The 22238-nt window shown below is 45.3% G+C and carries 25 protein-coding genes and 1 riboswitch; of the genes, 13 read left to right on the top strand and 12 right to left on the bottom strand.

Annotated elements, in window-relative coordinates:
* Nucleotides 1-59 precede the first annotated feature (59 nt).
* Genes ACQY6Q_RS07930 through ACQY6Q_RS07905 form a run of 6 tightly spaced genes read left to right on the top strand, consistent with a single transcriptional unit; the run spans nucleotide 60 to nucleotide 6788 of the window.
* Nucleotides 60-1016, top strand: a complete 957-nt coding sequence (locus tag ACQY6Q_RS07930; RefSeq protein ID WP_427979926.1) for an AAA family ATPase — start codon at nucleotides 60-62, stop codon at nucleotides 1014-1016.
* A complete protein-coding gene (locus tag ACQY6Q_RS07925; protein WP_427979924.1) occupies nucleotides 1016-1930 on the top strand; it encodes a DUF58 domain-containing protein in 915 nt (304 codons plus the stop codon). The genes ACQY6Q_RS07930 and ACQY6Q_RS07925 overlap by 1 nt, the downstream gene beginning before the upstream one ends.
* On the top strand, nucleotides 1923-2453 hold the full coding sequence (locus ACQY6Q_RS07920; protein WP_427979921.1) for a DUF4381 domain-containing protein: 531 nt from the start codon (nucleotides 1923-1925) through the stop codon (nucleotides 2451-2453). The genes ACQY6Q_RS07925 and ACQY6Q_RS07920 overlap by 8 nt, the downstream gene beginning before the upstream one ends.
* Nucleotides 2446-3444 carry a VWA domain-containing protein gene (locus tag ACQY6Q_RS07915; protein ID WP_427979919.1) on the top strand — a complete coding sequence of 333 codons (999 nt, stop codon included), beginning with the start codon at nucleotides 2446-2448 and terminating at the stop codon, nucleotides 3442-3444. The genes ACQY6Q_RS07920 and ACQY6Q_RS07915 overlap by 8 nt, the downstream gene beginning before the upstream one ends.
* Nucleotides 3444-5201: a VWA domain-containing protein gene (locus tag ACQY6Q_RS07910; protein ID WP_427979916.1), complete on the top strand. Its 1758-nt coding sequence runs from the start codon at nucleotides 3444-3446 to the stop codon at nucleotides 5199-5201. Before ACQY6Q_RS07915 ends, ACQY6Q_RS07910 begins: the two co-directional genes overlap by 1 nt.
* On the top strand, nucleotides 5202-6788 hold the full coding sequence (locus ACQY6Q_RS07905; RefSeq protein WP_427979913.1) for a BatD family protein: 1587 nt from the start codon (nucleotides 5202-5204) through the stop codon (nucleotides 6786-6788). It abuts the gene before it with no gap.
* Between the two features lies 1 nt (nucleotide 6789).
* Here the strand turns inward: ACQY6Q_RS07905 and ACQY6Q_RS07900 are convergent, their stop codons facing one another.
* Nucleotides 6790-7074 carry a YfcZ/YiiS family protein gene (locus ACQY6Q_RS07900; protein ID WP_055732060.1) on the bottom strand — a complete coding sequence of 95 codons (285 nt, stop codon included), beginning with the start codon at nucleotides 7072-7074 and terminating at the stop codon, nucleotides 6790-6792.
* A 150-nt stretch (nucleotides 7075-7224) separates the two neighbouring features.
* Between ACQY6Q_RS07900 and ACQY6Q_RS07895 the strand changes: the two genes are divergently transcribed.
* From ACQY6Q_RS07895 to ACQY6Q_RS07880, 4 genes are all read left to right on the top strand, one after another.
* Nucleotides 7225-7791: a sigma-70 family RNA polymerase sigma factor gene (locus tag ACQY6Q_RS07895; RefSeq protein WP_427979910.1), complete on the top strand. Its 567-nt coding sequence runs from the start codon at nucleotides 7225-7227 to the stop codon at nucleotides 7789-7791.
* Nucleotides 7784-8500 carry a DUF3379 family protein gene (locus ACQY6Q_RS07890; protein WP_427979908.1) on the top strand — a complete coding sequence of 239 codons (717 nt, stop codon included), beginning with the start codon at nucleotides 7784-7786 and terminating at the stop codon, nucleotides 8498-8500. Before ACQY6Q_RS07895 ends, ACQY6Q_RS07890 begins: the two co-directional genes overlap by 8 nt.
* A gap of 282 nt (nucleotides 8501-8782) precedes the next feature.
* Entirely contained in the window at nucleotides 8783-10036 is a 1254-nt protein-coding gene (locus tag ACQY6Q_RS07885; RefSeq protein ID WP_427979906.1) for an outer membrane protein transport protein, read from the top strand.
* 94 nt (nucleotides 10037-10130) lie between these two features.
* Complete coding sequence (locus ACQY6Q_RS07880; protein WP_427979903.1) at nucleotides 10131-10520, top strand: MerR family transcriptional regulator; 390 nt, start codon at nucleotides 10131-10133, stop codon at nucleotides 10518-10520.
* Here ACQY6Q_RS07880 and ACQY6Q_RS07875 read toward each other — a convergent pair.
* Together ACQY6Q_RS07875 and ACQY6Q_RS07870 are read right to left on the bottom strand one after the other, a co-directional pair.
* Nucleotides 10517-11101 carry a thymidine kinase gene (locus ACQY6Q_RS07875; RefSeq protein WP_427979901.1) on the bottom strand — a complete coding sequence of 195 codons (585 nt, stop codon included), beginning with the start codon at nucleotides 11099-11101 and terminating at the stop codon, nucleotides 10517-10519. The genes ACQY6Q_RS07880 and ACQY6Q_RS07875 overlap by 4 nt on opposite strands.
* A gap of 14 nt (nucleotides 11102-11115) precedes the next feature.
* The gene (locus ACQY6Q_RS07870) at nucleotides 11116-12696 is read right to left on the bottom strand and encodes a Na+/H+ antiporter NhaC family protein (protein WP_427979898.1); all 1581 of its coding nucleotides are present in this window, start codon (nucleotides 12694-12696) and stop codon (nucleotides 11116-11118) included.
* Nucleotides 12697-12749: 53 nt separating this feature from the next.
* Nucleotides 12750-12921, bottom strand: a riboswitch (Lysine riboswitch).
* Between the two features lie 176 nt (nucleotides 12922-13097).
* Here ACQY6Q_RS07870 and ACQY6Q_RS07865 point away from each other — a divergent pair.
* Complete coding sequence (locus tag ACQY6Q_RS07865) at nucleotides 13098-13505, top strand: H-NS family nucleoid-associated regulatory protein (protein ID WP_427979895.1); 408 nt, start codon at nucleotides 13098-13100, stop codon at nucleotides 13503-13505.
* Nucleotides 13506-13556: 51 nt separating this feature from the next.
* On the opposite strand, the gene galE is transcribed toward ACQY6Q_RS07865, so the two are convergent.
* Together galE and queE are read right to left on the bottom strand one after the other, a co-directional pair.
* Nucleotides 13557-14567 (bottom strand): UDP-glucose 4-epimerase GalE, encoded by a 1011-nt coding sequence (galE, locus tag ACQY6Q_RS07860; protein ID WP_427979893.1) that lies wholly within the window; start codon nucleotides 14565-14567, stop codon nucleotides 13557-13559.
* A gap of 44 nt (nucleotides 14568-14611) precedes the next feature.
* Nucleotides 14612-15286, bottom strand: a complete 675-nt coding sequence (queE, locus tag ACQY6Q_RS07855) for a 7-carboxy-7-deazaguanine synthase QueE (RefSeq protein ID WP_427979890.1) — start codon at nucleotides 15284-15286, stop codon at nucleotides 14612-14614.
* A 64-nt stretch (nucleotides 15287-15350) separates the two neighbouring features.
* Between queE and queC the strand changes: the two genes are divergently transcribed.
* Both queC and rrtA read left to right on the top strand, forming a co-directional pair.
* Nucleotides 15351-16007, top strand: coding sequence for a 7-cyano-7-deazaguanine synthase QueC (gene queC / locus ACQY6Q_RS07850; RefSeq protein WP_427979888.1), 657 nt, complete (start codon nucleotides 15351-15353; stop codon nucleotides 16005-16007).
* A 2-nt stretch (nucleotides 16008-16009) separates the two neighbouring features.
* The gene (gene rrtA, locus ACQY6Q_RS07845; protein WP_427979885.1) at nucleotides 16010-16591 is read left to right on the top strand and encodes a rhombosortase; all 582 of its coding nucleotides are present in this window, start codon (nucleotides 16010-16012) and stop codon (nucleotides 16589-16591) included.
* Here the strand turns inward: rrtA and pyrF are convergent.
* The 7 genes from pyrF to ACQY6Q_RS07810 form a co-directional block, all read right to left on the bottom strand.
* Nucleotides 16573-17271: an orotidine-5'-phosphate decarboxylase gene (pyrF, locus tag ACQY6Q_RS07840; protein WP_427979882.1), complete on the bottom strand. Its 699-nt coding sequence runs from the start codon at nucleotides 17269-17271 to the stop codon at nucleotides 16573-16575. The genes rrtA and pyrF overlap by 19 nt on opposite strands.
* Nucleotides 17272-17277: 6 nt before the next feature.
* Nucleotides 17278-18447 carry a lipopolysaccharide assembly protein LapB gene (lapB, locus tag ACQY6Q_RS07835; protein ID WP_427979879.1) on the bottom strand — a complete coding sequence of 390 codons (1170 nt, stop codon included), beginning with the start codon at nucleotides 18445-18447 and terminating at the stop codon, nucleotides 17278-17280.
* Entirely contained in the window at nucleotides 18447-18737 is a 291-nt protein-coding gene (locus tag ACQY6Q_RS07830) for a LapA family protein (RefSeq protein ID WP_427979876.1), read from the bottom strand. Before ACQY6Q_RS07830 ends, lapB begins: the two co-directional genes overlap by 1 nt.
* Before the next feature lie 94 nt (nucleotides 18738-18831).
* Nucleotides 18832-19116: an integration host factor subunit beta gene (locus tag ACQY6Q_RS07825; RefSeq protein WP_055732075.1), complete on the bottom strand. Its 285-nt coding sequence runs from the start codon at nucleotides 19114-19116 to the stop codon at nucleotides 18832-18834.
* A 111-nt stretch (nucleotides 19117-19227) separates the two neighbouring features.
* On the bottom strand, nucleotides 19228-20901 hold the full coding sequence (rpsA, locus tag ACQY6Q_RS07820; protein ID WP_427979874.1) for a 30S ribosomal protein S1: 1674 nt from the start codon (nucleotides 20899-20901) through the stop codon (nucleotides 19228-19230).
* A gap of 103 nt (nucleotides 20902-21004) precedes the next feature.
* Nucleotides 21005-21685, bottom strand: a complete 681-nt coding sequence (gene cmk, locus ACQY6Q_RS07815) for a (d)CMP kinase (protein ID WP_427979871.1) — start codon at nucleotides 21683-21685, stop codon at nucleotides 21005-21007.
* 216 nt (nucleotides 21686-21901) lie between these two features.
* On the bottom strand, nucleotides 21902-22238 hold a 337-nt coding region (locus tag ACQY6Q_RS07810), incomplete at its 5' end, for a helix-turn-helix domain-containing protein (RefSeq protein WP_427979868.1).

The raw sequence follows: 22238 nt of genomic DNA, 5'->3' as shown, positions 1-22238 counted from the left end.
GAGCCGCGCCGAAGAGTGTTTTATCATCGCAGCTTGCGGTATCCATTTCAGAGGGAAAAATGAGTAATAACACCTTATCGGCCATTCGAGATTATTTAAATCAAAGCATTGTGGGCCAAGCAGAATTTATTGATCAATTACTTATCGCCTTACTGTCTGACGGACACATCCTGGTAGAAGGTCCTCCGGGTTTAGCCAAAACCCGAGCCGTTAAGGCCTTATCTGAATGTATAGAAGGTGATTTTCATCGCGTCCAATTTACCCCCGATTTACTACCGGCAGATTTAACCGGTACTGATGTATTTCACCCAGAAACCGCCAGTTTTAGTTTTCAAAAAGGGCCTATTTTCCATAATTTAGTGCTCGCCGATGAAATTAACCGTGCCCCAGCCAAGGTGCAATCGGCACTGTTAGAAGCGATGGCTGAGCAACAAATCACCGTGGGCAGCAAGAGCTATGCCTTGCCCAAGCTATTTATGGTCATGGCCACGCAAAACCCCATCGAGCAAGAAGGTACTTATCCGCTGCCAGAAGCACAGCTCGACCGCTTCATGTTTAAGTTATGTCTCACTTATCCAGATGCAGAGAACGAGCTAAAAATCTTGCAACTGACCGAGCGTGAAGCCAAGCAAGTGCATTTACGCCAACCAGAGCCGCTTAGCCAGCAAAAATTGTTTGCCCTGCGCCGTACCATCATGGAAGTACATATTGCCCCGCAACTCAACCAATACATTGTGGATTTAGTGGTCGCCACCCGTGAGCCACAGCGCTATACCGATGAATTTAGTCAATGGTTAGAATTTGGTGCCAGTCCGCGTGCCAGCATCGCCTTAGCCCGAGCGGCGCGAGCCAAAGCCTGGTTAGATGACCGAGATTTTGTGAGCCCAGAAGATATTCAACAACTGGCTTATCCGGTGTTACGTCATCGCTTGCTTCTCAGTTATCAGGCCCAAGCCAAAGGCATAGCAGCCGATACCGTAATTAAACGTTTGATTGAGTTGGTAGCCTTTGCCTAATGAATAAAATTACCCGTCTTTCTCCGGTTAATTTAAGCATTGAGCAGCTCATCGAAGCCAAAGCCATTCATCTAAATATGCCACCTTGGCGACAAGTTACCAGCAGTCGCCATGGCAATCGTTTGAGTAAAGTGCGTGGCAGAGGTATGGAATTTGATGAGGTGAGGCATTATCAAGCGGGTGATGACATACGCTGCATTGATTGGCGAGTGACCGCCCGCACCGGAAAAACCCATACCAAGCTATTTAGGGAAGACCGCGAGCACCCGGTGTTTATCTTTCTCGACCTTTCCCACTCCATGTACTTTGGCAGTGGTGATAAGCTTAAATCGGTATTTGCCAGCGAATTAGCGGCTTGTTTAGGTTGGAACGCCCAACAATTAGGTGAACGAGTCGCGTTAACCCTACATTTGGGAGAGCAAGCGCATAACCAGAAGCCTGCCGCCAGCAAGACCCATTGGTTAGCCCAATTGCAAAGCATTGTGGATCTGCATAATCAGCAGTTTCAACGCTTAACCGAAGGTTCGATGCAAGTCGGCTCGCCCAGTAATAATTTGGCTAAGTTGAGTCAGTTAATTAAAACGGGCTATCAAGTTCACTTAATCAGCGACTTTTATCAGTTTGATTCAGATGCCGCGCTGCATTTGCAACGCTTGTCCCAGCACAATCAAGTATTTGCTTGGCAAATCAGCGATCCGCTAGAGCAACAACTGCCCAAAGCCCAACAGGCTCAGCAACTCGCGGTGAGTGACGGCTCACAACAAGCCTATATCAACCCGAGTAATAAAGCGTTTCGCCAGCAATTTAAACGCTTAGCCGAACAACGTCAGCGTAATATCGAGCGCATGTTACAACAAGCGCGCATTCCCCATCAGCATTTCTCAACAGCCTTAGAGTGGCAAGACTATGCCTGAGCAAACTAATCCCCTAGCAGATTTAAACGATATTATTTTACCTACAGAATTTGAAACCGCCCTGCCCGCTTTAGGTTGGTGGCTACTGGCTGGCTTCATGATTGTGCTTTTGCTGCTAGCGCTATTTATCGCTTGGCGCTACTGGCGATTAAGTCAACCACGCCGTGAAGCGATGGCCCAACTAAAGCAAGCAGAACTAAGCTTTGCCGAACTTAATCTCTTGCTCAAGCGACTAGCCCTAAGCTACTACCCTCGCCAGCAAGTCGCCTCACTGAGTGGTGAGGCATGGTTAGCCTTTCTCGACAGCAAGGTCAAAGTGCCTTCGGGCAGCTTTCTAGAGTTAAGCGCTCAGTGGCAACACTGTTTATATGCAGCAACCCCCTCTAGCGATAGCCTTGCTTGCCGCGATATGGCCGAGCAATGGATAAAGCGCTGCCGAGCCCCTCTCACTTTAGCGACACTGTTTAGCCTCAAAGGCCGCAACGCTATTGATAATTCAGCACGAGGGGAACAGCATGTTTGAATTTTTTTGGCCCTATGTGTTTTTAGCGGCGCCCTTGTTGTGGCTAGTGGACCGCTTTAGTCACAAACAAGCTCAGTCCCCAGAGTTACTACTCAATAGCAGTCTCCCCTATAGCCAGGCGCAACCCGCCGTAGAACAAAGCAATAGCCGGTTAAAACAAGGCTTACAGTGGCTAGTATGGTTACTCTGCTTGTGTGCCTTGGCAAGACCCGTCTGGTTAGACGAGCAATTACAAGGCATTGATGAACAAGGGCGTGACGTGTTGTTATCTGTTGATATGTCGGGAAGCATGCAAATCAAAGACATGCAGTTACACGGTGAGGCGGTAGACCGCTTAACCGCGCTCAAGTCACTGCTAGCCGACTTCATTGAACAACGCCGTGGCGACCGCCTAGGGATGATACTATTTGCCGACCATGCCTATTTAGCCAGCCCCTTGAGTTTCGACTTAGACAGCTTATTGATTCAGGTTAATGAATTGGTTCATGGCTTGGTGGGTGACAGAACCGCGATTGGTGAAGGCATTGGCTTGGGCATCAAACAACTAATGAACCACCCTGCCGAGCAACGCATTTTAATTTTGTTAACCGACGGACAAAATACCTCGGGCACAGTAGAGCCGATGCAAGCTGCTGAAATGGCAGCCAAAAATCAAGTGGTGATTTACACCATTGGGGTGGGTGCCGACGAACTGTACCAGCAAACCCTATTTGGCAAACGTAAAATTAACCCTTCGCAAGACCTAGACGAAGCCAGCCTTAAACAAATAGCTGGTTTAACCGGTGGCCAATATTACCGTGCCAGAAATACCGAAGAGTTAGCGCAAATCTACCAGCAAATAAATGCCTTAAACCCAATTACTCAAGCCCAACAATTTTATCGGCCGCAGCACGAGCTCTATTACTGGCCGCTGGCTCTAGCCGCTTTAGTGATGTTGGTAATGTTAGCCAAACCTTTGTTAGCTCAGCGTTTTATCAAGGAGCATAATTGATGTTAGGCCTTAGTTTACTACGCCCAGAGTGGCTATTGCTTAGCCCACTACTATTACTGTTACTGATTAAAAAGCAACAACATGAAAAATCGGCGTGGTCGCAGTTGTTAAAGCCGGCCATCGCCAAGTATTTAGTCAACTCAGAAAGCACAAGGTCGAGTTCACAGTGGCCTTTAGCAGCGTTGTTTAGCTTAATTATTATCGCCTTAAGTGGCCCCAGCATTATGAGTGACAACGTACCGGTATTTCGTGAAGGTAGTGCCCGAGTGCTGATTATGGACATGTCCTACTCGATGCGTGCCCAAGATCTTAAACCGGATCGCGTTGAGCTAGCCAAATACAAGGCTCTAGATTTATTAGCCCAATGGAAGGACGGTGAAACAGCGTTAATAGCCTACGCCGGTGATGCCTTTGTACTTAGTCCCTTAAGCAGCGATAGCAATACGCTAGCTAATTTGGTGCCTCACCTTAAGCCCGAATTAATGCCCGTTCACGGCTCAGCATTAAATCTAGCCATAGATAAGGCCGCTGAACTCATCAAACAAGCGGGCTACGCCGAGGGAGACATTGTATTAATTGGTGATGGCATCTCTGCAGAGCAGCTGCCGCTAAGTTTAGCTAGTCTGCAACAACATAAACTGCGTTTTTCAATGTTAGCCATAGGCACTGAAGAAGGCGCGCCGATCCCGCTAGAAGACGGTAGCATGCTAAAAGACCAGACTGGCAGCATTGTTATGGCCAAACTAGACGTGGCTAACATTCTGCCTCTTTGCCAACAAACTGGCGGCATCTGCCAGCGCTTAAGCGCCGACAATAGCGATATTGAAAAGCTCGCCTCGTTGCGCAATCGCTCTGCTGACGAAGCCTCAGCAGAAAGCCAACAAGCCGCAGCAAGAAAAGACATTGGTTATCTACTACTGCCATTGATCATATTGCTTATGCTAATCCAACTTCGCCGCGGCGATTTAGTGATGCTGCTGTGCAGCCTGCCACTGCTCGGTTTAAGCCAGCCCGCGAGCGCCAATTTATGGCAAAATCAGGCGCAACAAGCAGAGCAAGCCTGGCAGCAGCAAGACTACCAGCGAGCCGCAGAGCTGTTTAAAGACCCGAACTGGCAAGCCGCGGCTTATTATAAAGCTGGCGACTATAAAAAAGCTCAACAGCTATACGCACAAGATAACTCAGCAACGGCCTGGTATAACCAAGCAAACGCGCTGACTCAGCAAGGTGAATATCAACAGGCAATAGATGCCTACCAACAGGCCTTAAATCAACAACCAGACTTTGCCGAAGCAAAACATAACAAACAACTAGTAGAGAAACTGCTAGAGCAACAGCAACAGCATCAGCAACAGCAAAACAATGATCAGTCATCGCAATCCGGTGAGCAATCAGAACAACCCGAGCAATCAGAAAAATCAGATCAATCGGAACAGTCGGAACAAAATGCTCAGCAAGACGCGTCCTCACAGGATGCGCAACAAGAGCAGCAAAACGGCGATCAACAACAAGCAGAGCAACAACAGGCAGAGCAACAAGCCCAGCAGCAAGCTCAAGCTGAACAAGCGCAGGATGAGCAACAAGACAACCAGCAAAACACCGCTGTTAGCCACTCACCCAGCGACCCAGAGCAACAACAAGAGCTACAAAAATGGTTAGAAGAACTACCCAATGACCCCAGCTTGTTATTACGCAATAAAATGTACCTTGAATATCAAAAACGCCGTCGTCAGCCCAGTAATCAGGAGAATTGGTAAGTGAAAGTACTTAGTTTATGTTTCATGCTATTACTTAGCTTCAGCAGTTACGCAACCACCGAAGTGACCGCTACCGTCAGCCAGAACCCAGTGGCTGTAGGACAAGCTTTTACTTTAGAGATTGTGGCGAACGATACCCTTTCGAGCAATGAGTTCGACCCATCGGTACTGCTCCGACAAAAATTTGTGGTGGGCAGTACCTCCACGGCTCGCCAGCACACCAGTATCAATGGCCAGTCATCAACCCAGACCCGTTGGACAACCACCTTACTGGTACGCGAAGAAGGTAATTATTTGATCCCTTCTTTTAACATTGGTGGTGAAAATACCCAACCCATTCATTTAAAAGCAAAAAAAATAGAGGCCATTGAGCCCAGCAAAGACCAAGTGCGCATGGAAGTGAGCCTAGATAGTGCCGAAGTCTATTTAGGCCAGCCGGTGACCTTTACCGCTAAAATTTGGGTAGCTAACAGCTTAGATCAGGCCAATATTTTTGCCCCCAACATGTTAGACGCCAAAGTAGAAAAACTGGGCGATGACAAACAAGACCTTGAGATTGTGGATGGTAAGCGTTATCGCACCCTCACTCGTCAGTGGCTAATCACACCAGAAAAAGCCGGAGAATATGAAGTAAGAGGGCCCCGTTTAAGTGGCTTAGCCAACGACATCAACCATCGGGCTCGCCCTATCGACATTGCGGCGCAAACTCTAGCTTTAACCGTAAAAGCGCCTCCGGCTAACTTCCCTGGTCAATGGTTACCCTCCCACGATTTATTGCTAAATGAAGAAATCCAACCTTTGCAGAGTGATTATCAACAGGGTCAGGCCTTTACCCGCATCATCAATCTGACCATTGCTGGTATCACCGAACAACAACTGCCAGAGATAGATATCGATTATGGCCCCAACTTCCGCGTGTATCCAGAGCCCTACCAAGACCGCACCATAGTAAAAGATGGGATAGTGTTTGCTCAGCGGAGTTTAAATGTCGCGCTGATCCCGGTCACCACTGGCGAATTAAGTCTACCGGGATGGTCTCTTCCATGGTGGGATTTAACTAGTGATAAACTAGCCAAGGCAGAAATAAAAGCTCGGCAAATTAAGGTGGTGCCAGCGCCAGAGAATCAAGCGCTTAGCTTAAACAATCCTACGCCGCCAACAAACGCCACAGTAGCATCATCAGACACTGGCAGTTCGTGGTTAACTTGGCTATTTGGCTTTGCTTGGTTAATCACCTTAGCCGCGTTAATTTGGTTTATTCGCCAAAGCAAACTGCGTCCGCAGGCCCCTAACCTAGCACCACAACAAGAAAAACAGCAAAATAGTGACTACTGGCAGCAGTTTGCAGCGGCTTGCAAACAGGGAGCTAGCCATCAGGCGGAACAAGCATTAACAAACTGGGTGAACCAACAGCAAGCAACTGGCCAATGGCGAAGCCTACTCAAGAAAATTACCGCAGCAAATTGGGCGAACGCCCCGCAACAGCTAGATTTGAATGAGTTTTACCAAGCTTGCCTAGCCTACAAGCGTGAAACGGAGCAAACAACACAGCGAGAACAACTTAGCTTGTCCTCGCTCAATCCCTAACTTAGCGGTTAAGGCCTAATTGAAAAATTAGGCTTTCTGCCTGACAACAAAAAGTGAAAGAGGCACTTAACTTCACACCACCTTCTACGGCGCTGATTTCACTGTTAATTTCACAAGGATCAGATTCTGCTTTGCGTGCTTTAGCTGTTAGCTCAGTTAGACGCGCTTCCGCCAAAGCTTGCTCGGCATAAAGCTCTTCAACTACAGCGGTTCGCTCTTCACCATCGATCACCGCACCTACGTCCACACAACAACAAACTTTAGATTCTTCTAACTTCGTTTTCATCAACTTTCCTTTAATCTACAGCAAACTTTAGTTATACCTTTGTCACGGAACTAAAGCATAATTAGAACTACTGTGTAGCATAACCCAAGCTAAGTCGCCTTGACACTTGTCATGATAGATTAGCTTTAATGGATTTATCTAGGAAATAACATGCTTGTCGATTTTTTTCGAAAGAAAAAGTCCAGTCACTCGGTCAAGTCGAGTATGGAAGCAAAACAAACACGTTATAAGGCCTTAGTACAGGCTTACAACCGGGACATTTACCGCTACGCTTATTGGCTGGTAAAGGATAAACACGTCGCCGAAGACATCGTTCAGGAAACCTTTCTTAGGGCTTGGCGCTCGCTTGAGCAGCTGAAAGACGATAAAGCGGCAAAGGCATGGTTAATCACCATCCTCAGGCGAGAAAATGCCCGACGCTTTGAGCGCAAGCAATTCGACTTAGTGGATATAGAAGAGCATTCAGTGGCCGATAGCAATGCCCATAGTAGTGAGCAACAAATTGAAAACGAATGGCTTAGGCGTCAAATCGATAAACTAGCGCCAGAATACAAAGAACCGTTACTGCTGCAAATTATTGGTGGCTTTAACGGCGATGAAATTGCACACATGCTAGAGCTAAATAAAAATACCGTAATGACACGGCTTTTTAGAGCACGAAATCAACTCAAAGAAGCCCTAGAGCAAGATCAACACCGAGGACAGAGTAATGGATGAGCTAGAGTTTCGCCGTCAGCTGTATACGAATCCTCGCAATCGTAGCGAGGCGCTATTACAGGAAGCAAGGCGTAATAACAAAAACAAGAAACTGTATGATGATATGCAGCAACTTGAAAACAAATTAGAGCAAGCGCTAAACGTTGAAGTACCAGATGGCCTCGCCGAGCGGCTGATGCTGCGCCAAAGCTTTGACGACTCTCGTCAGCAATACCGCCGCAAATCTCGTTGGCAGGTTGCTATAGCCGCTTCGATTGCCTTTGCTCTAGGCTTAAGTACCAGCTTGTTTCATTGGCAGCAACAGACCGCAGATATGGGGCAACTGGCGCTACAGCATGTTTATGAAGAAATGCCCTACACCAGTGGTGTTGACGAACAGCCGAGTCTACAAACCATTAATGCTAAATTGGCACGTTATGGCGCGAGCTTTGAACAGCTCCCCGGCAAAGTGGTTTATGTCAATCATTGTGCTTATGCAGGAAGCCCAGCCTTGCACATGGTGATGAAAGGTAAAATGGGTTCCAACATCAATGTTTTTGTGGTGCCTAAATCAACCGAATTAAAGACCGTACAGAGTTTTTCAGATAAAACCTTACACGGTATGGTTGAACCGCTAGCTAACGCCAGCCTAGTGGTGGTTGGCGAGATGAAAGAGCCTATAGAAAAAACTCTGCATACCCTTACCGCTGAACTGAATCAAGCGATTTAAGCTTCAGCGTACTTAAGGCCGGTTTGCTACGCAAAACGGCCTTTTTAACCTATCCGCCTCAAAAACTTAAACATCTAAGCTTGATGTTTACTCTCAACCCGCTATATTGCCAAGCCACCAACATTAAACACCTGTTTAACTTTTGTGCTACAGCTCGTGTTTTTGATAAAAACATTTAACAAATACTTAACATTGCGGGTTTTTATACCTAGTCTGGTCAGAGGTCAGCTCTGTGACCACTATGTAATGTCGACCACATAACCCGTAAAAAGAGAGGGAATAATGAAAATACGGAAATTATCACTCGCGCTTATTACCGCGTCGGCCACCCTTACCGCCGCTCACGTAAACGCTGCAGGTTTCCAACTAGTAGAACACTCCGCTTCCGGGCTTGGCCGCTCATTTGCTGGTGAAGCAGCCGTCGCTGATAATGCTGCTGTACTGGCGCGTAACCCAGCGGCCATGGCTATGTTTGACAGTATTGCCGTATCTGGAGCCTTAACTTACATTAAGCCTGACGTTTACGTAAAAGGTAATACTGGCGTAGACGCTCTTGATCAAGCCTTGGATAACGAAGACGTAGTGCCAGGAGCGCCAGTACCGGCCGGCTATTTCATCCAACCGATTAATGATAAATGGGCTTGGGGTTTTGGCATGTTCTCTAATTTCGGCCTATCCACTGATTACCCTAACGATTATCCCGCCGGTCCGATTGCTGGGCAAACTGAGTTAATTACCCTCAACTTTAATCCCAATGTCTCCTACCGCGTCAACTCTCATTTTAGTATTGGCGCCGGGCTTAACGCCGTTTATGGTACCGCCAAGTTAATCCGTAATTTCGGCAGTAACAGCCCATTCCCTGCTTCAGGCAATGCCGCACACTTAGAAGGGGATGGCTGGGGTTATGGCTGGAACGTGGGCGCAATGTGGGAAATCAATCCCAATCACCGTTATGGTTTTAGTTACCGCTCTAAAGTGGATCTTAAATTCAAAGGTGACTTTCATTCCGATATTCCCGAAGGCCTAAGCACCAACCCTTACGGTACTGGTGGTGAGGTGATCCCAGGAAAACTAACCTTAAATTTACCTGACATTTTCGAGTTTTCTGGTTACAACCGCCTTAACCAAGCAGTAGCGGTTCACTATAGCTACGTTTGGACAGGCTGGAGCACCTTCCAAGAAATCAATGCCACCTCCGATGGCATTGGCAGTGTGATGCAAAAAGATGAGAAATTTAGCGACTCTTATCGCGTATCGTTTGGTGCGACTTGGTACCTCAATCCTGAATGGGAGCTACGTGCAGGTATGGCCTTTGACCGCAGTCCATCGCGGACTCACAAAACCATCAGTATTCCGGATAATGACCGTTATAACTATGGATTGGGCTTTACTTACCACCTTAGTGAGCAGGGCAGCTTAGATGCCGGCTTTACCTATATTCAAGGTAAAAAAGGCAGCTTTAATGAAGAGGGTGTGGAATTTGTATCTAAGGGTGATGCTTACATCGTTGCGCTACAATACAATCACAGCTTCTAAGATGGCATCGGCAACCGGCAACTTGCCGGTTGCTTGACCTGTTCGGCAAATTCCCCCACTCTTCAGTTAGATCCTTACTGCACAGAGAGGCAATATGGTAAACAACCCAACCCCTTATACCATTAGTGATTTGGCTAAAGAGTTTACCATTAGCACCCGTAGCATTCGCTTCTACGAAGACCAAGGTTTATTGCACCCGAAACGCGTTGCTAGCAAGCGACTTTATTCAAAACACGATAAATTACGTTTAAAGCTGGTATTACGAGGAAAACGCTTAGGGTTTTCCTTAAGTGAAATAAAGGAGTTGTTTGATTTGTACGACGCAAAAATGAATTCTAGCCAAGAGGTGGTCAAACTAATCGACAATATCAAACTAAAAAAGCTGAGCTTACTACAGCAACTAGAGGATATTCAGGTGGTATTAATGGAATTAAAATCAGCAGAGCGTCGCTGTAACGACGCTCTGAAAAAACTCAACAATTAATGTTCGCCGGCATTGCCTTGAATAAAGTGCTTGCGACATAAAGACACGTAGCGATCGTTACCGCCAATCTCAATTTGTTGACCCTCACTAAGCACACGAGAATGCTGATCGATGCGTGCATTAAAGTGGCCTTTATTCCCGCACCAACAAATGGTTTTTAATTCTTCTAACTTATCCGCTAAACACAATAGATGATAAGCCCCTTCAAACAGCTCTCCACGAAAATCTGTTTTTAGCCCGTAAACCATTACCGGAATATGTAGGTCATCCACTACTTGAGCCAGTTGGTAGACCTGAGCACGTGATAAAAACTGGCCCTCATCAACAATCACCACATCCAAAGCCTGTTGTTGATGTTTTGCCTCAACTAAAGCAAACAAGTCTTGCTGCTCGCAAAAGGTTTCCGCTTTTAAAGACAAACCGACACGCGCTTTAATGACTCCCACTCCATCACGAGTATCCATCGCAGGAATAAGCGCTAAAGGGTTCATACCCCGCTCTTGGTAATTAAAATGCGCCTGAATCAACTGAGTCGACTTACCCGAATTCATTGCCGCATATTTAAAATGTAGTGAAGCCATTTACCCCTCTTTATTTATAACGAGTTGTTTAGCGCCGTCGCCGCCGTTTGTTGGCGATGGTACAAAGCACCGGTCACAATAGCAAATACCACGAGGCCAATTGACAGCGCCGCGCTAACGCTACCGCTGAGCCCCATCACTAGATAGCTCAGCATGCTGATTCCAGCGACCAACAAGGCGTAGGGCAACTGAGTCGCTACGTGGTCGATATGATGACAAGCAGAGCCAGTAGAGGACAAGATAGTAGTATCGGAAATAGGTGAACAATGATCGCCAAATACCGCACCAGCCAATACCGCAGATAACATTGGCAACATCAAGCTCACTTCACTAGCCACTGCCATATCGGCAGCAATCGGCAACATAATACCAAAAGTCCCCCAACTGGTACCGGTAGCAAAAGCCATCAAGCCGGCCAATACAAAAATCAACATCGGCAGCATTGCCGGGTTTATCGCACCATCAAGTTGAGAAGCTAAGTATTTGCCCGTTTCCAAATCACCAATCACGCCGCTAATCGACCAAGCAAATAGCAAGATAATGATGGCAGGCAGCATAGCTTTAAGGCCCAAATAGATGGCTTGCCCCACTTGAGCAACAGATAAACGCTGACGAATAGCGAACACCACACTAATCAGCAAACCAACTAGCCCACCATAAACCAGGGAGATGGTTACTTCGGTATTTTCTAAAGCAGCAAGTAGTGAAAAGCTTTGCTCTTCCAGCGCCGCCGCTCCGGTAATAACAAAACTAGAAAAAGTCACAAGGGTCAGCACGACAATCGGCAATACCAAACCCAGCGGCGAGCCATTATCCGCTTCAAAGTCATGGTTTACGCTTCCAGCTGGTGTACCTTTTGCGGCATCAAATAACTGGCCTTGCTCCGCTGCACTTTCATGCTGACGCATAGGACCAATATTGAGATTAAAATAAGCGACAACCAAGGCCATTAATAACGCAAAAATAGCGTAGAAATTCAATGGCACCATGGTGGCGAAAGCAGCCAAAGGACTAATATCAGAAATGCCATGGGTGACCAACAAACCACCCACGAGGGCAATAATATAGGCACCCCAGCTAGACAACGGCATCAGCACGCACATTGGTGCGGCAGTGGAATCCAACAAATAAGCCAACTTAGCCCGCGATACTCCTGCTTGATCGGTAAGGGGGCGCGTTACACTGCCCACCGCCAGGCTGTGGAAGTAATCATCCACAAACACCACAAAGCTTAATAAAGCGGTGGTCATAGTGGCCTGGCGACGTGTTTGGATACGTTTTTTCGCCCAGTTTGCAAAAGCGGAGGTCGAACCGGTGGCGGTCATTAAGCTGGTCATTGCCCCCAGCAATAATAAAAACGCAATAATTTGAATGTTCCAGCCATTAGCCGCACCGTCATCCCACACTAGGTCCAAGGCTAAATTGCCTAGGTACTCAGCGGACGAGATAAAAGAAAACTCGCTAATAAGCAGGGCACCAGCAACAATGCCACAGCTTAGCGCGATAATCACTCGACGGGTAATTAAAGCGACACTTAAGGCGATAAGTGGCGGGAGTACCGATAAAAAAGAATCTGTATAAGACATGGTTTGCATCTATTCTCTGTTATTTAATCCAGAGAGCAAACTGAGTGAGCACTACAAAGGCGGCACTCTGTAGCTCTCCATAGTATTCACTATGACAGTGGCGCACTTATTAAATGCGTCACCAGTAAGCCGTGTTGACGATACGGTTTACTTCGGCGCTGGCCCCTTTCTTACAAAGCCATAGGTGTCACCCCACTTTGCAGTACTTTTGACCAGCGCTCCTCTACAATATAGCGTTAGTGGCTGCATTATACCCTCACAAACAGAATGTTCAACCAAAAGCAATAGAAAATATTTGACGTTAAAAATTAAAACAGCTGCTTAAATAAATAAGAGTAATTGACAATAACTAATTAGCATTTAAAATTTAATCGATTCTCTAATTAAAACTAAATGAATACGGGATTAAAATGAGCGATTTTATTAAGGTGTTTTTAAACGCAAGAAGCCTTAAAGCGGCTACAAAAGAATTATCTATTGAGCAAATTGAAGATAGTTTCAACAAACTAAAAATTATTTTAGATGAGCGTTATGCGTTAAAAGAACAAGAAGAAAAGCAACAGCAAGAAAAAAGAGAAAAACTAGAAAAATACAAAGCTTTGCTTGAACAAGATGGCATCGACCCTAATGAATTACTCGAAATGATTGGCGATGCTCCTGTTAAAGAACGTAAAAAACGTCAGCCTTTACCACCAAAATATAAATTTATTGATGAAAATGGCCAAGAGAAAACCTGGACAGGCCAAGGAAGAACGCCTTCTCCTATTCAACATGCGATTAAGCATGAAGGAAAAACTAAAGAAGATTTCTTAATTTAGTCAAAATAGACAAAAAAGGAGCTTTATAGCTCCTTTTTTATTTGCTTGAATTTAAGCAAAGCCATTGGGGTTAGCCTGTTGCCAACGCCAAGAATCTTCAGCCATATCATTTAAATTTAGTTCAGCCTGCCAATTCAACTCCTGCTTAGCCAAGCTCGGATCGGAATAACAAGCCGCAATATCGCCAGGACGGCGCGGTGCTATTTGATAAGCAATACTTTTACCAGATACTTTTTCAAAGGCTTTGAGCATTTCTAATACACTATAGCCTTGACCAGTACCTAAGTTGTAAGTGACTAATCCAGCATTTTCAGCCAGTTTATCCAAAGCTTTTAAATGCCCCTTAGCCAAATCAACCACATGGATGTAGTCTCTCACCCCTGTCCCATCTGGTGTATTGTAATCATCACCAAATACACTGAGCTGCTGTAAACGTCCTACCGCTACTTGAGTAATATAAGGAACTAAATTATTGGGAATACCATTAGGATCTTCGCCAATTAAACCTGACTTATGCGCGCCGACTGGATTAAAGTAACGTAATAAAGCGATATTCCAACTCTTGTCAGATTGATATAAATCCCCAAGAATTTGCTCCACAATTAACTTTGAACGACCGTAGGGGTTGGTAGCTCCAGTTGGAAAGCTTTCTAATATAGGAACCGTATGCGGGTCCCCATATACAGTGGCCGATGAACTAAACACCAAATTTTTAACGCCATACTCAGCCATCACTTCACACAAAATTAAGGTGCCAGAGACATTGTTTTGATAATAATGAAGAGGAATGGTGGTCGACTCGCCTACCGCTTTTAAGCCAGCAAAATGAATTACCGATTTAAATTGATACTGAGCAAAGACCTCCGCCAAAGCCGCCTTATTACATACATCGACTTGATAAAAGTCAGGTCTTTTATTACAAATCTGTTCAATTCTATCCATAGAAGCGGCATGGGAATTACAGAGGTTATCAACCACTACCACCTCTTCACCCTGCCCTAATAATTCGACTACGGTATGGCTACCGATATATCCCGCGCCGCCGGTTACTAAAATAGTCATAGTCATCCTTTATATAAGTAAAAATAAAAACAGAAAATACCTTACTACTCAATTCCAATATATTTATGCGTCTGCAAAGATAAGCGCCAATTGTTTGCTATACAGGCATCAATACACAATTGGGTGGCCCGCGCTTGTTGGCTAATAGGCTGTAAACAAACTAAAACCGTTTGCTTATCTTGCATACTATCCAACAATGCTTGCAGATTATCGATGTCCCGTTCTCTGGCTACAGGATGCTTAATTTCATTTGCCCGCTCTAATGCTTCAACTAACACCGTTTTACCACCCTGCATCGCGACTTTTGGTGATACTGTCACCCAGGTTTCTGGTGCGACTCTAATCGGATAGGTACCACTGGTTTCTAGCTGAACCGAGTAACCCGCTTGAATCAACATACCGGTTAACTCAGTTAAATCGTACATGGCGGGCTCTCCACCAGTAATCACAATATGCTTTGCGCAGTAACGGGCCAGCAAATCACAAAGTTGTTGCGCAGAAAAACTCGCCCAACGAGCGGTATCACCACTCACCCCAATAATTTGCTCACTACTCACTTGGTCACTCGGGGAAACCTGCCAAGTATGTTTAGTATCACACCAAGAGCAGCCTACGTCACATCCTTGTAAACGAATAAAAACAGCGGCAACCCCGGTGTGGAAACCTTCACCCTGAATAGTTTCAAATATTTCATTTACCGGTAAAGCTTGTTTTGACATTTGTATACCAAATCATAATAAGGGAGAATCTACGGCATATTAGAACATATTTGATGAGTAAAAGATGAAACAAAAAGCCGTTGTTATTTATTCCGGTGGGATGGATTCCTTCACCGTATTGCATAAAACATTGCAATTAGGCCTTCAACCTTATGCGCTCAGCTTTAACTATGGGCAACGCCACGTTAAAGAGTTGGAATATGCCCAAACAGTTTGCCAAGAACTGGGTATTGAACACAAGATTGTCGATATCACTAGCATCAATCAGCTACTGGCTGGCTCATCGTTGACTTCCGATATTGATATTCCGGAAGGAAACTATCAAGAAGAATCGATGAAATCAACGGTAGTCCCCAACCGCAACATGATTCTACTTTCTTTAGCAATCGGCTATGCCGTTTCTATTGGCGCTAAAAAAGTCTTTTATGGCGCTCACTCAGGTGACCATGCTATCTACCCCGATTGCCGCCCTGAATTCGTTAAAAAGATGAACGAAGTGAGTTTAATAGCTAACTACGAAGCAGTAGAAGTGCTTAGCCCTTACCTGGAACAATCTAAAATAGATATTTTACGCGACGGCCTAAACATGCAGCTTGATTACGCTAAAACGTGGACCTGTTACAACGGACGAGACAAAGCCTGTGGCAAATGTGGCGCTTGCCAAGAACGGCTAGAAGCCTTCCAGTTAAATGGGGTTGAAGACCCTCTGAGCTACGAGTAAGCGTGTTACAGATTATATTAAAACGCTACTGGTTTTTACTGCTAGTGATTAGCGTGAGCTGGTTTTCGCTAGCTCACACAGAACTGCTAGCTTGGAATAGACCGCTGATACACCAAGGTGAGTATTGGCGCTTCTTCACCGGCAATCTGGCTCACAGCAACCTTATCCATTGGATAATGAATATGATGACCCTGGGGGTTATTTATTTCATTTATGATGACCGACTATCCAATTGGCAGTTTTGCTTATTAAGTAGTTTACTAGCGATTATTGGCGGTACTTTGATAATGCTAACTGACTATCATATTTATGTAGGGCTATCGGGAGTCACCCACGGCTTAATTGTTTATGGCGCTAGTATAGATTTAAGCAGTGACAGACCTAAATCTGGTGGCTTGGTACTAACCGCCATTGCGCTTAAATTAGCTCTAGAACAGTATTACGGCAATGACCCCTGGGTCAGTGACATGATAGGCATCGATGTCGCCATTGATGCCCACCTAATCTTTGCAGGCCTCGGCCTAACCCTAGCGGTGCTAGCCTATTGGCTTTGGTTACGCCCCACTTATGCAGACAATTCTTGATTAATCTGCTGCAATACTTGTTTTGGCGAAGCCGCTTGAGTAATGGGACGGCCAATCACTAAGTAATCAGAGCCAGCAGCGATAGCCTCTACAGGCGTCATGATACGGCGCTGATCACCTTGCTCACTGCCACTGGGGCGGATCCCCGGTGTTACTAACAAGAAGTCTTCACCGAGTAAACGTTTTAATGCCGTTGCCTCATGCGCCGAGCAAACCACACCATCTAAGCCACACTGCTGAGTTAAGCTAGCTAGCCGCTCAACCTGCTGCTGTGGGCTGAGCTCTACACCTAAGTCTTGCAAATCAGCTTGATCCATACTGGTTAGCACAGTGACCGCGATTAACTTAGGGCGTTGCTCACCGTAGGGTACTAGCGCTGCCTTGGCCGCTTCCATCATTCGACGACCACCGCTGGCATGCACATTCACCATCCAAACCCCTAACTCGGCAGCCGCTGCTACCGCCTTCGCTACGGTATTGGGAATATCATGAAACTTGAGATCCAAAAATACCTCAAAGCCCTTGTTATGCAGCGCTTTCACAAGTTCTGGACCAAATAAGGTAAACATTTCCTTACCCACTTTTAAACGGCATGAACTTGGATCTAAACCATCAACAAAGTTCATACACTGCTGTAAATCGGCATAATCAAGGGCAACCAATACCTTAGGGTCTTGCATTTTTTACTACTCTCCGTCTAATCCGACTATCGGTTTCACTGTTCCCCAACTCTTACATGACGGGCAATGCCAGTAAATTGAGTGAGAGGAAAAGCCACAGCGACGACACTGATAGTGGGGTTTAATTTTTAATTGTTGAGTCACTAAGCCCCTTAAGACTTGCAAACTCTGTTTGGCCCGCCCCTCTTCTGCAACCTCAAGATGCAGGCCCATAAGATGATGAAAACCTTTCATTGTAGGATTTCGTCTTAACTCATCTGCCAGTAGGTCTTGAGCATGTTCAGCACCATGAGCTTCTCGGTATATTACAGACAAGGCAATAATGACACTAGCCGAACTCTTAATCGAAAGACAATATTCGAGGAACTGTTGGTAATATTCAGGTTTTGCTAATTGTTCACAGCAGGATTGATACAAAGTTAAGGCGTCTGACACAAAGTCGATGTCTTGTTCGGGAATACGGTTTAAGCTTTTCAATGCAGCTTTATAATCGCCGTTAGCAAACTGTAGTTGAGCTATATGCAAACTAGCCCGCACGCAGCTTTTATCGGCCGCTAGGGCTTTCTTCAAGAAGGCTTGGCTTTTAACTAACTTGCCAGCGGTCTCCAGCTCTTGAGCTTGTTCACAGTAAAAATGTGCGATTTGCCGATGCACATCACTCATTTTATTGGGGTCAATTTTTTTAGCTACACTAATGGCCTGGGGCCATTCCCGCGTTTGCTGATAGATGCTTAATAATTGTTTCAGCGCCGCTTGGCGGTAATCTGGTTCGTTTTGTAGTTCCAACAACAAGGCTTCAGCGCGATCAAATAAGCCAGCGGCCAAATAATCTTTGGCAAGTTGTTGTAAGGCCAGGTTTTTCTGGTCGATATCGATGCCTTCGCGGGCAATCAAATTTTGGTGGATACGAATCGCGCGATCCACCTCGCCTCGCTGACGGAACAAATTACCAAGGGCCAAATGGGTATCGATGGTGTCTGAATCAACCTGCAATAACTCGACAAACAAATCGACTGCTTTATCAGATTGATTAGATAGTAATAAGTTTAAGCCTTCAACATATTGTTTGGAAACGTGGTTACTTTGCTGTTGTTGGTTCTGCCGAACACTTCGCTGGCCCATATACCAACCATAGGCGGCGGCAACCGGCAATAACAAGAACAACAAGCCCAGCATTAACTATCCTTGACCATCTCATCTTGAAATTTATTGAGCTGTTTCTGTTGTTTAGCCAAACGCCTTTTAAGAGTGGCGCGTTCTAGGCGGATACGAGTATAAAAGGCTAACAAAAACAAAAGACAGGTGATGAATCCAGCAATAAACAGCCCTGCCATTAACCAAGATAAGCGCATTTCAGACTCAGCGATAAGATAATTAACCCTTACCAATTCGTCATTCTGTGCGCCCATGGCGAGAGCGGTGACAAATAATACAACTAATAATAATGTTGAAAAAATTGCTTTCACATAACCTCCCAGAGCCAAACAAAAGCTAGGGAAATTATGCAGCAATCACGCTAATTTAACCAGCCAAGATCACCGTATTGTAAAACAAACACGCTTATAAGCCGGTATTAACCCGTTCTCTTAACTCTTTACCAGGTTTAAAGTGCGGAACGTATTTCCCAGACAGTTCGACTTTTTCTCCGGTTTTAGGGTTGCGGCCTACTCGAGGGGCCCTAAAGTGCAAAGAAAAGCTACCAAAACCACGGATCTCAATTCTATCGCCATCCTGTAAGGAACAGGTCATTTGCTCAAGAATTTCTTTAATAGCCGACTCAATTTCTTTACTGGTAAATTGAATATGTTTACTAGCGAGTATTTCAATCAAATCAGATTTAGTCATGGATTCTCCAAGCCATTGATAAAGGGAACTAATACCAGTGTAGATAAAGAAATGGGGGGGAACAAGTCCCCCCCAATATTCAATCACATAAATCTAAAAAAGATTTAACGATTATTCGCCTTTAAGCGCTGATTTGAATGCATCAGCCATAGCGTTACCAATCTGAGCATCTTCTTTCTTGTTCAGAGTAGCCATCGCTTCTTTCTCGTCCGCTTCATCTTTAGCACGGATAGAAAGACTGATTACACGGTTCTTACGGTCAACACCAACAAACTTAGCTTCAAGTTGGTCACCAACAGAAAGAACAAGTGAAGCGTCTTCAACGCGGTCACGGCTAACATCGCCAGCACGTAGGTAACCTTCTACACCACTTGCTAGTTCAACAGTTGCGCCTTTAGCATCAACTTCAGTTACAGTACCGTTAACTAGAGCGCCTTTCTTAAGGTCTGCTAGGTAGTTGTTGAATGGGTCTTCAGCAAGCTGTTTAACACCTAGGCTAATACGCTCACGTTCTGCATCCACTTGAAGTACAACGGCTTCAATTTCGTCACCTTTCTTAAAGTCACGAACCGCTTCTTCACCTTGAGCATCCCAAGAGATGTCAGATAGATGAACAAGACCGTCAATACCGCCGTCAAGGCCGATGAAGATACCAAAGTCAGTGATAGACTTGATCTTACCTGAAACTTTGTCGTTCTTATCATGAGTGCTAGCGAATAGCTCCCATGGGTTAACTTTACATTGTTTCAAACCAAGTGAAATACGACGACGTTCTTCGTCGATATCCAATACCATAACTTCAACAAGGTCACCCACATTAACCACTTTAGATGGGTGGATGTTTTTGTTAGTCCAATCCATTTCAGAAACGTGAACTAGACCTTCAACACCGTCTTCGATTTCTACGAAACAACCGTAGTCAGTTAGGTTAGTTACGCGACCTTCAAGACGAGCACCTTCAGGGTAACGGTTAGCAATAGCTACCCATGGATCTTCACCCAATTGTTTCAGACCTAGAGATACACGCGTGCGCTCGCGGTCGAACTTAAGTACTTTAACGTTGATTTCGTCGCCAACATTAACAATTTCGCTTGGGTGCTTAACGCGTTTCCAAGCCATGTCAGTGATGTGTAGTAGACCGTCAACACCGCCAAGATCAACGAATGCACCGTAGTCAGTAAGGTTCTTAACGATACCTTTAACTTCTTGACCTTCTTGAAGGTTCTCAAGAAGTTGGTCACGTTCAACACTGTTTTCAGTTTCGATAACAGCACGACGAGAAACCACTACGTTGTTGCGCTTCTGATCAAGTTTGATAACTTTAAATTCAAGCTCTTTACCTTCTAGGTGAGCAGTATCGCGAACTGGGCGAACGTCAACTAGAGAACCAGGCAAGAAGGCACGGATGGTGTTAACTTCAACTGTAAAGCCACCTTTAACTTTACCGTTAATGATACCAACAACCGTTGCTTGCTCTTCGTAAGCACTTTCAAGTTGGATCCACGCTTCGTGACGTTTGGCTTTTTCACGAGAAAGAACAGTTTCACCGAAACCGTCTTCTACTGCGTCAAGCGCAACATCAACTTCGGCGCCAACTTCAATTTCTAATTCGCCAGCAGCATTTTTGAACTGCTCAGCAGGAATCGCAGATTCTGACTTAAGGCCAGCGTCTACTAATACCATGCCATTTTCGATACCTACTACAGTACCTTTAACAATCGAACCAGAACGGAATTCTAGATCCTGAAGTGACTCTTCAAAGAGTTGAGCAAAAGATTCAGTCATTATTTAATTACACATATAAAAACGTCCACTCAGCAATCCGGCTAAATGGGGTTAACAATAAACACCTAACTCATCCGTGTTTAGGTGCACCAAGTCCCAGAGATTACTGGGTTAATTTACTATCGATAAACTCTATCGATAATTGCACCACTTCTTCAATAGAAAGTGATGTTGAATCAATAACTAACGCATCTTGAGCGGGTACCAAAGGTGCCACCGTTCGATTTCGATCGCGCTGGTCGCGCTCTTCGATTTCGCTCAAAAGGTGTTCAAAACTAACATTAAAGCCCTTTTCTTGCAACTGATTATAGCGCCGCTGGGCGCGTTCCGCAGCACTAGCTTCTAAAAATATTTTTACCGGTGCATCTACAAATACCACCGTTCCCATATCTCGACCATCAGCAATCAAGCCAGGCGCTTGTTTAAACGCTCGTTGGCGACGTAGCAAGGCTTCTCTTACGCGGGGAAATGCCGCCACTTTAGAAGCGGCATTGCCAGCGGTTTCTTTTCTGATTTCCAAAGAGACATCTTCGCCTTCCAAAATCACTAAAGTACCACCTTCGTTAGCTTTAAAGCTCACATCAAGGTGAGCGGCTAATAAGCTGAGGGCATCTTCATTATCTAAAACCACATTATGGTGAAGCGCAGCTAAGGCAAGAACTCGGTAAATCGCTCCGCTATCCAAAAGGTGCCACTGGTAATGCTCTGCTAGTTTTTGGCAAAGAGTACCTTTACCTGATCCACTCGGGCCATCAATAGTTACCACTGGAACGTTTTGAGTCATGAGTCCTCCGTAATGTCCATAGCTAAATGCGTGTTCTCTTCTGGAGTTAGTAGAGAACTAAAATTCGGCGGCATTATACGTGAAAAGAGAGCAATAAGCCTCACCAATTTATTAACAAAAAACCGATTAGTGCGGACAGTTATCTCATTTTGAAATAAAAAAGCAGTATGACATTCCGACATACTGCTAAATTTTGTTCAAGTCTGCTAGATAAGCTTAGGCGGGGAGTTCAATACCGGCATCTTTTATTCGAGCTAACTTATAACGCAAAGTGCGCGGGCTTATACCCAGTTTTTCAGCCACAGCCTTACGTTTACCGTTACACGCTCGCAGCGTATCTAAGATAATTTGCTGCTCCTGTTGGCGAAGTTCGTTACCTAAGGGCTCTGCGACAGACGGCAAATCATCAGTGTGCTCAGGCAAGGCTACTGGCGACATCTGGTTTTCAATGATTAAGCAATCACTATCAATCACTTCTCCATTAGCTAAAATAATCGCTCGCTGCATCACATTATCTAACTCACGAACGTTACCCGGCCAAGCGTGCGCCAAT

The sequence above is a fragment of the Agarivorans sp. genome (assembly GCF_050295395.1).
Taxonomy (GTDB): domain Bacteria; phylum Pseudomonadota; class Gammaproteobacteria; order Enterobacterales; family Celerinatantimonadaceae; genus Agarivorans.
Note: the sequence above shows the minus strand (reverse complement) of the source record. Positions and strands in the feature narration are given on the sequence as shown.

Bases quoted from the DNA above. Each gene is read 5' to 3' on its own strand.
- ACQY6Q_RS07930 (WP_427979926.1), top strand. From the start codon at position 60: ATGAGTAATAACACCTTATCGGCCATTCGAGATTATTTAAATCAAAGC.
- ACQY6Q_RS07925 (WP_427979924.1), top strand. From the start codon at position 1,016: ATGAATAAAATTACCCGTCTTTCTCCGGTTAATTTAAGCATTGAGCAG.
- ACQY6Q_RS07920 (WP_427979921.1), top strand. From the start codon at position 1,923: ATGCCTGAGCAAACTAATCCCCTAGCAGATTTAAACGATATTATTTTA.
- ACQY6Q_RS07915 (WP_427979919.1), top strand. From the start codon at position 2,446: ATGTTTGAATTTTTTTGGCCCTATGTGTTTTTAGCGGCGCCCTTGTTG.
- ACQY6Q_RS07910 (WP_427979916.1), top strand. From the start codon at position 3,444: ATGTTAGGCCTTAGTTTACTACGCCCAGAGTGGCTATTGCTTAGCCCA.
- ACQY6Q_RS07900 (WP_055732060.1), bottom strand. From the start codon at position 7,074: ATGAAAACGAAGTTAGAAGAATCTAAAGTTTGTTGTTGTGTGGACGTA.
- ACQY6Q_RS07895 (WP_427979910.1), top strand. From the start codon at position 7,225: ATGCTTGTCGATTTTTTTCGAAAGAAAAAGTCCAGTCACTCGGTCAAG.
- ACQY6Q_RS07890 (WP_427979908.1), top strand. From the start codon at position 7,784: ATGGATGAGCTAGAGTTTCGCCGTCAGCTGTATACGAATCCTCGCAAT.
- ACQY6Q_RS07885 (WP_427979906.1), top strand. From the start codon at position 8,783: ATGAAAATACGGAAATTATCACTCGCGCTTATTACCGCGTCGGCCACC.
- ACQY6Q_RS07880 (WP_427979903.1), top strand. From the start codon at position 10,131: ATGGTAAACAACCCAACCCCTTATACCATTAGTGATTTGGCTAAAGAG.
- ACQY6Q_RS07875 (WP_427979901.1), bottom strand. From the start codon at position 11,101: ATGGCTTCACTACATTTTAAATATGCGGCAATGAATTCGGGTAAGTCG.
- ACQY6Q_RS07870 (WP_427979898.1), bottom strand. From the start codon at position 12,696: ATGCAAACCATGTCTTATACAGATTCTTTTTTATCGGTACTCCCGCCA.
- ACQY6Q_RS07865 (WP_427979895.1), top strand. From the start codon at position 13,098: ATGAGCGATTTTATTAAGGTGTTTTTAAACGCAAGAAGCCTTAAAGCG.
- galE (WP_427979893.1), bottom strand. From the start codon at position 14,567: ATGACTATTTTAGTAACCGGCGGCGCGGGATATATCGGTAGCCATACC.
- queE (WP_427979890.1), bottom strand. From the start codon at position 15,286: ATGTCAAAACAAGCTTTACCGGTAAATGAAATATTTGAAACTATTCAG.
- queC (WP_427979888.1), top strand. From the start codon at position 15,351: ATGAAACAAAAAGCCGTTGTTATTTATTCCGGTGGGATGGATTCCTTC.
- pyrF (WP_427979882.1), bottom strand. From the start codon at position 17,271: ATGCAAGACCCTAAGGTATTGGTTGCCCTTGATTATGCCGATTTACAG.
- lapB (WP_427979879.1), bottom strand. From the start codon at position 18,447: ATGCTGGGCTTGTTGTTCTTGTTATTGCCGGTTGCCGCCGCCTATGGT.
- ACQY6Q_RS07825 (WP_055732075.1), bottom strand. From the start codon at position 19,116: ATGACTAAATCTGATTTGATTGAAATACTCGCTAGTAAACATATTCAA.
- rpsA (WP_427979874.1), bottom strand. From the start codon at position 20,901: ATGACTGAATCTTTTGCTCAACTCTTTGAAGAGTCACTTCAGGATCTA.
- cmk (WP_427979871.1), bottom strand. From the start codon at position 21,685: ATGACTCAAAACGTTCCAGTGGTAACTATTGATGGCCCGAGTGGATCA.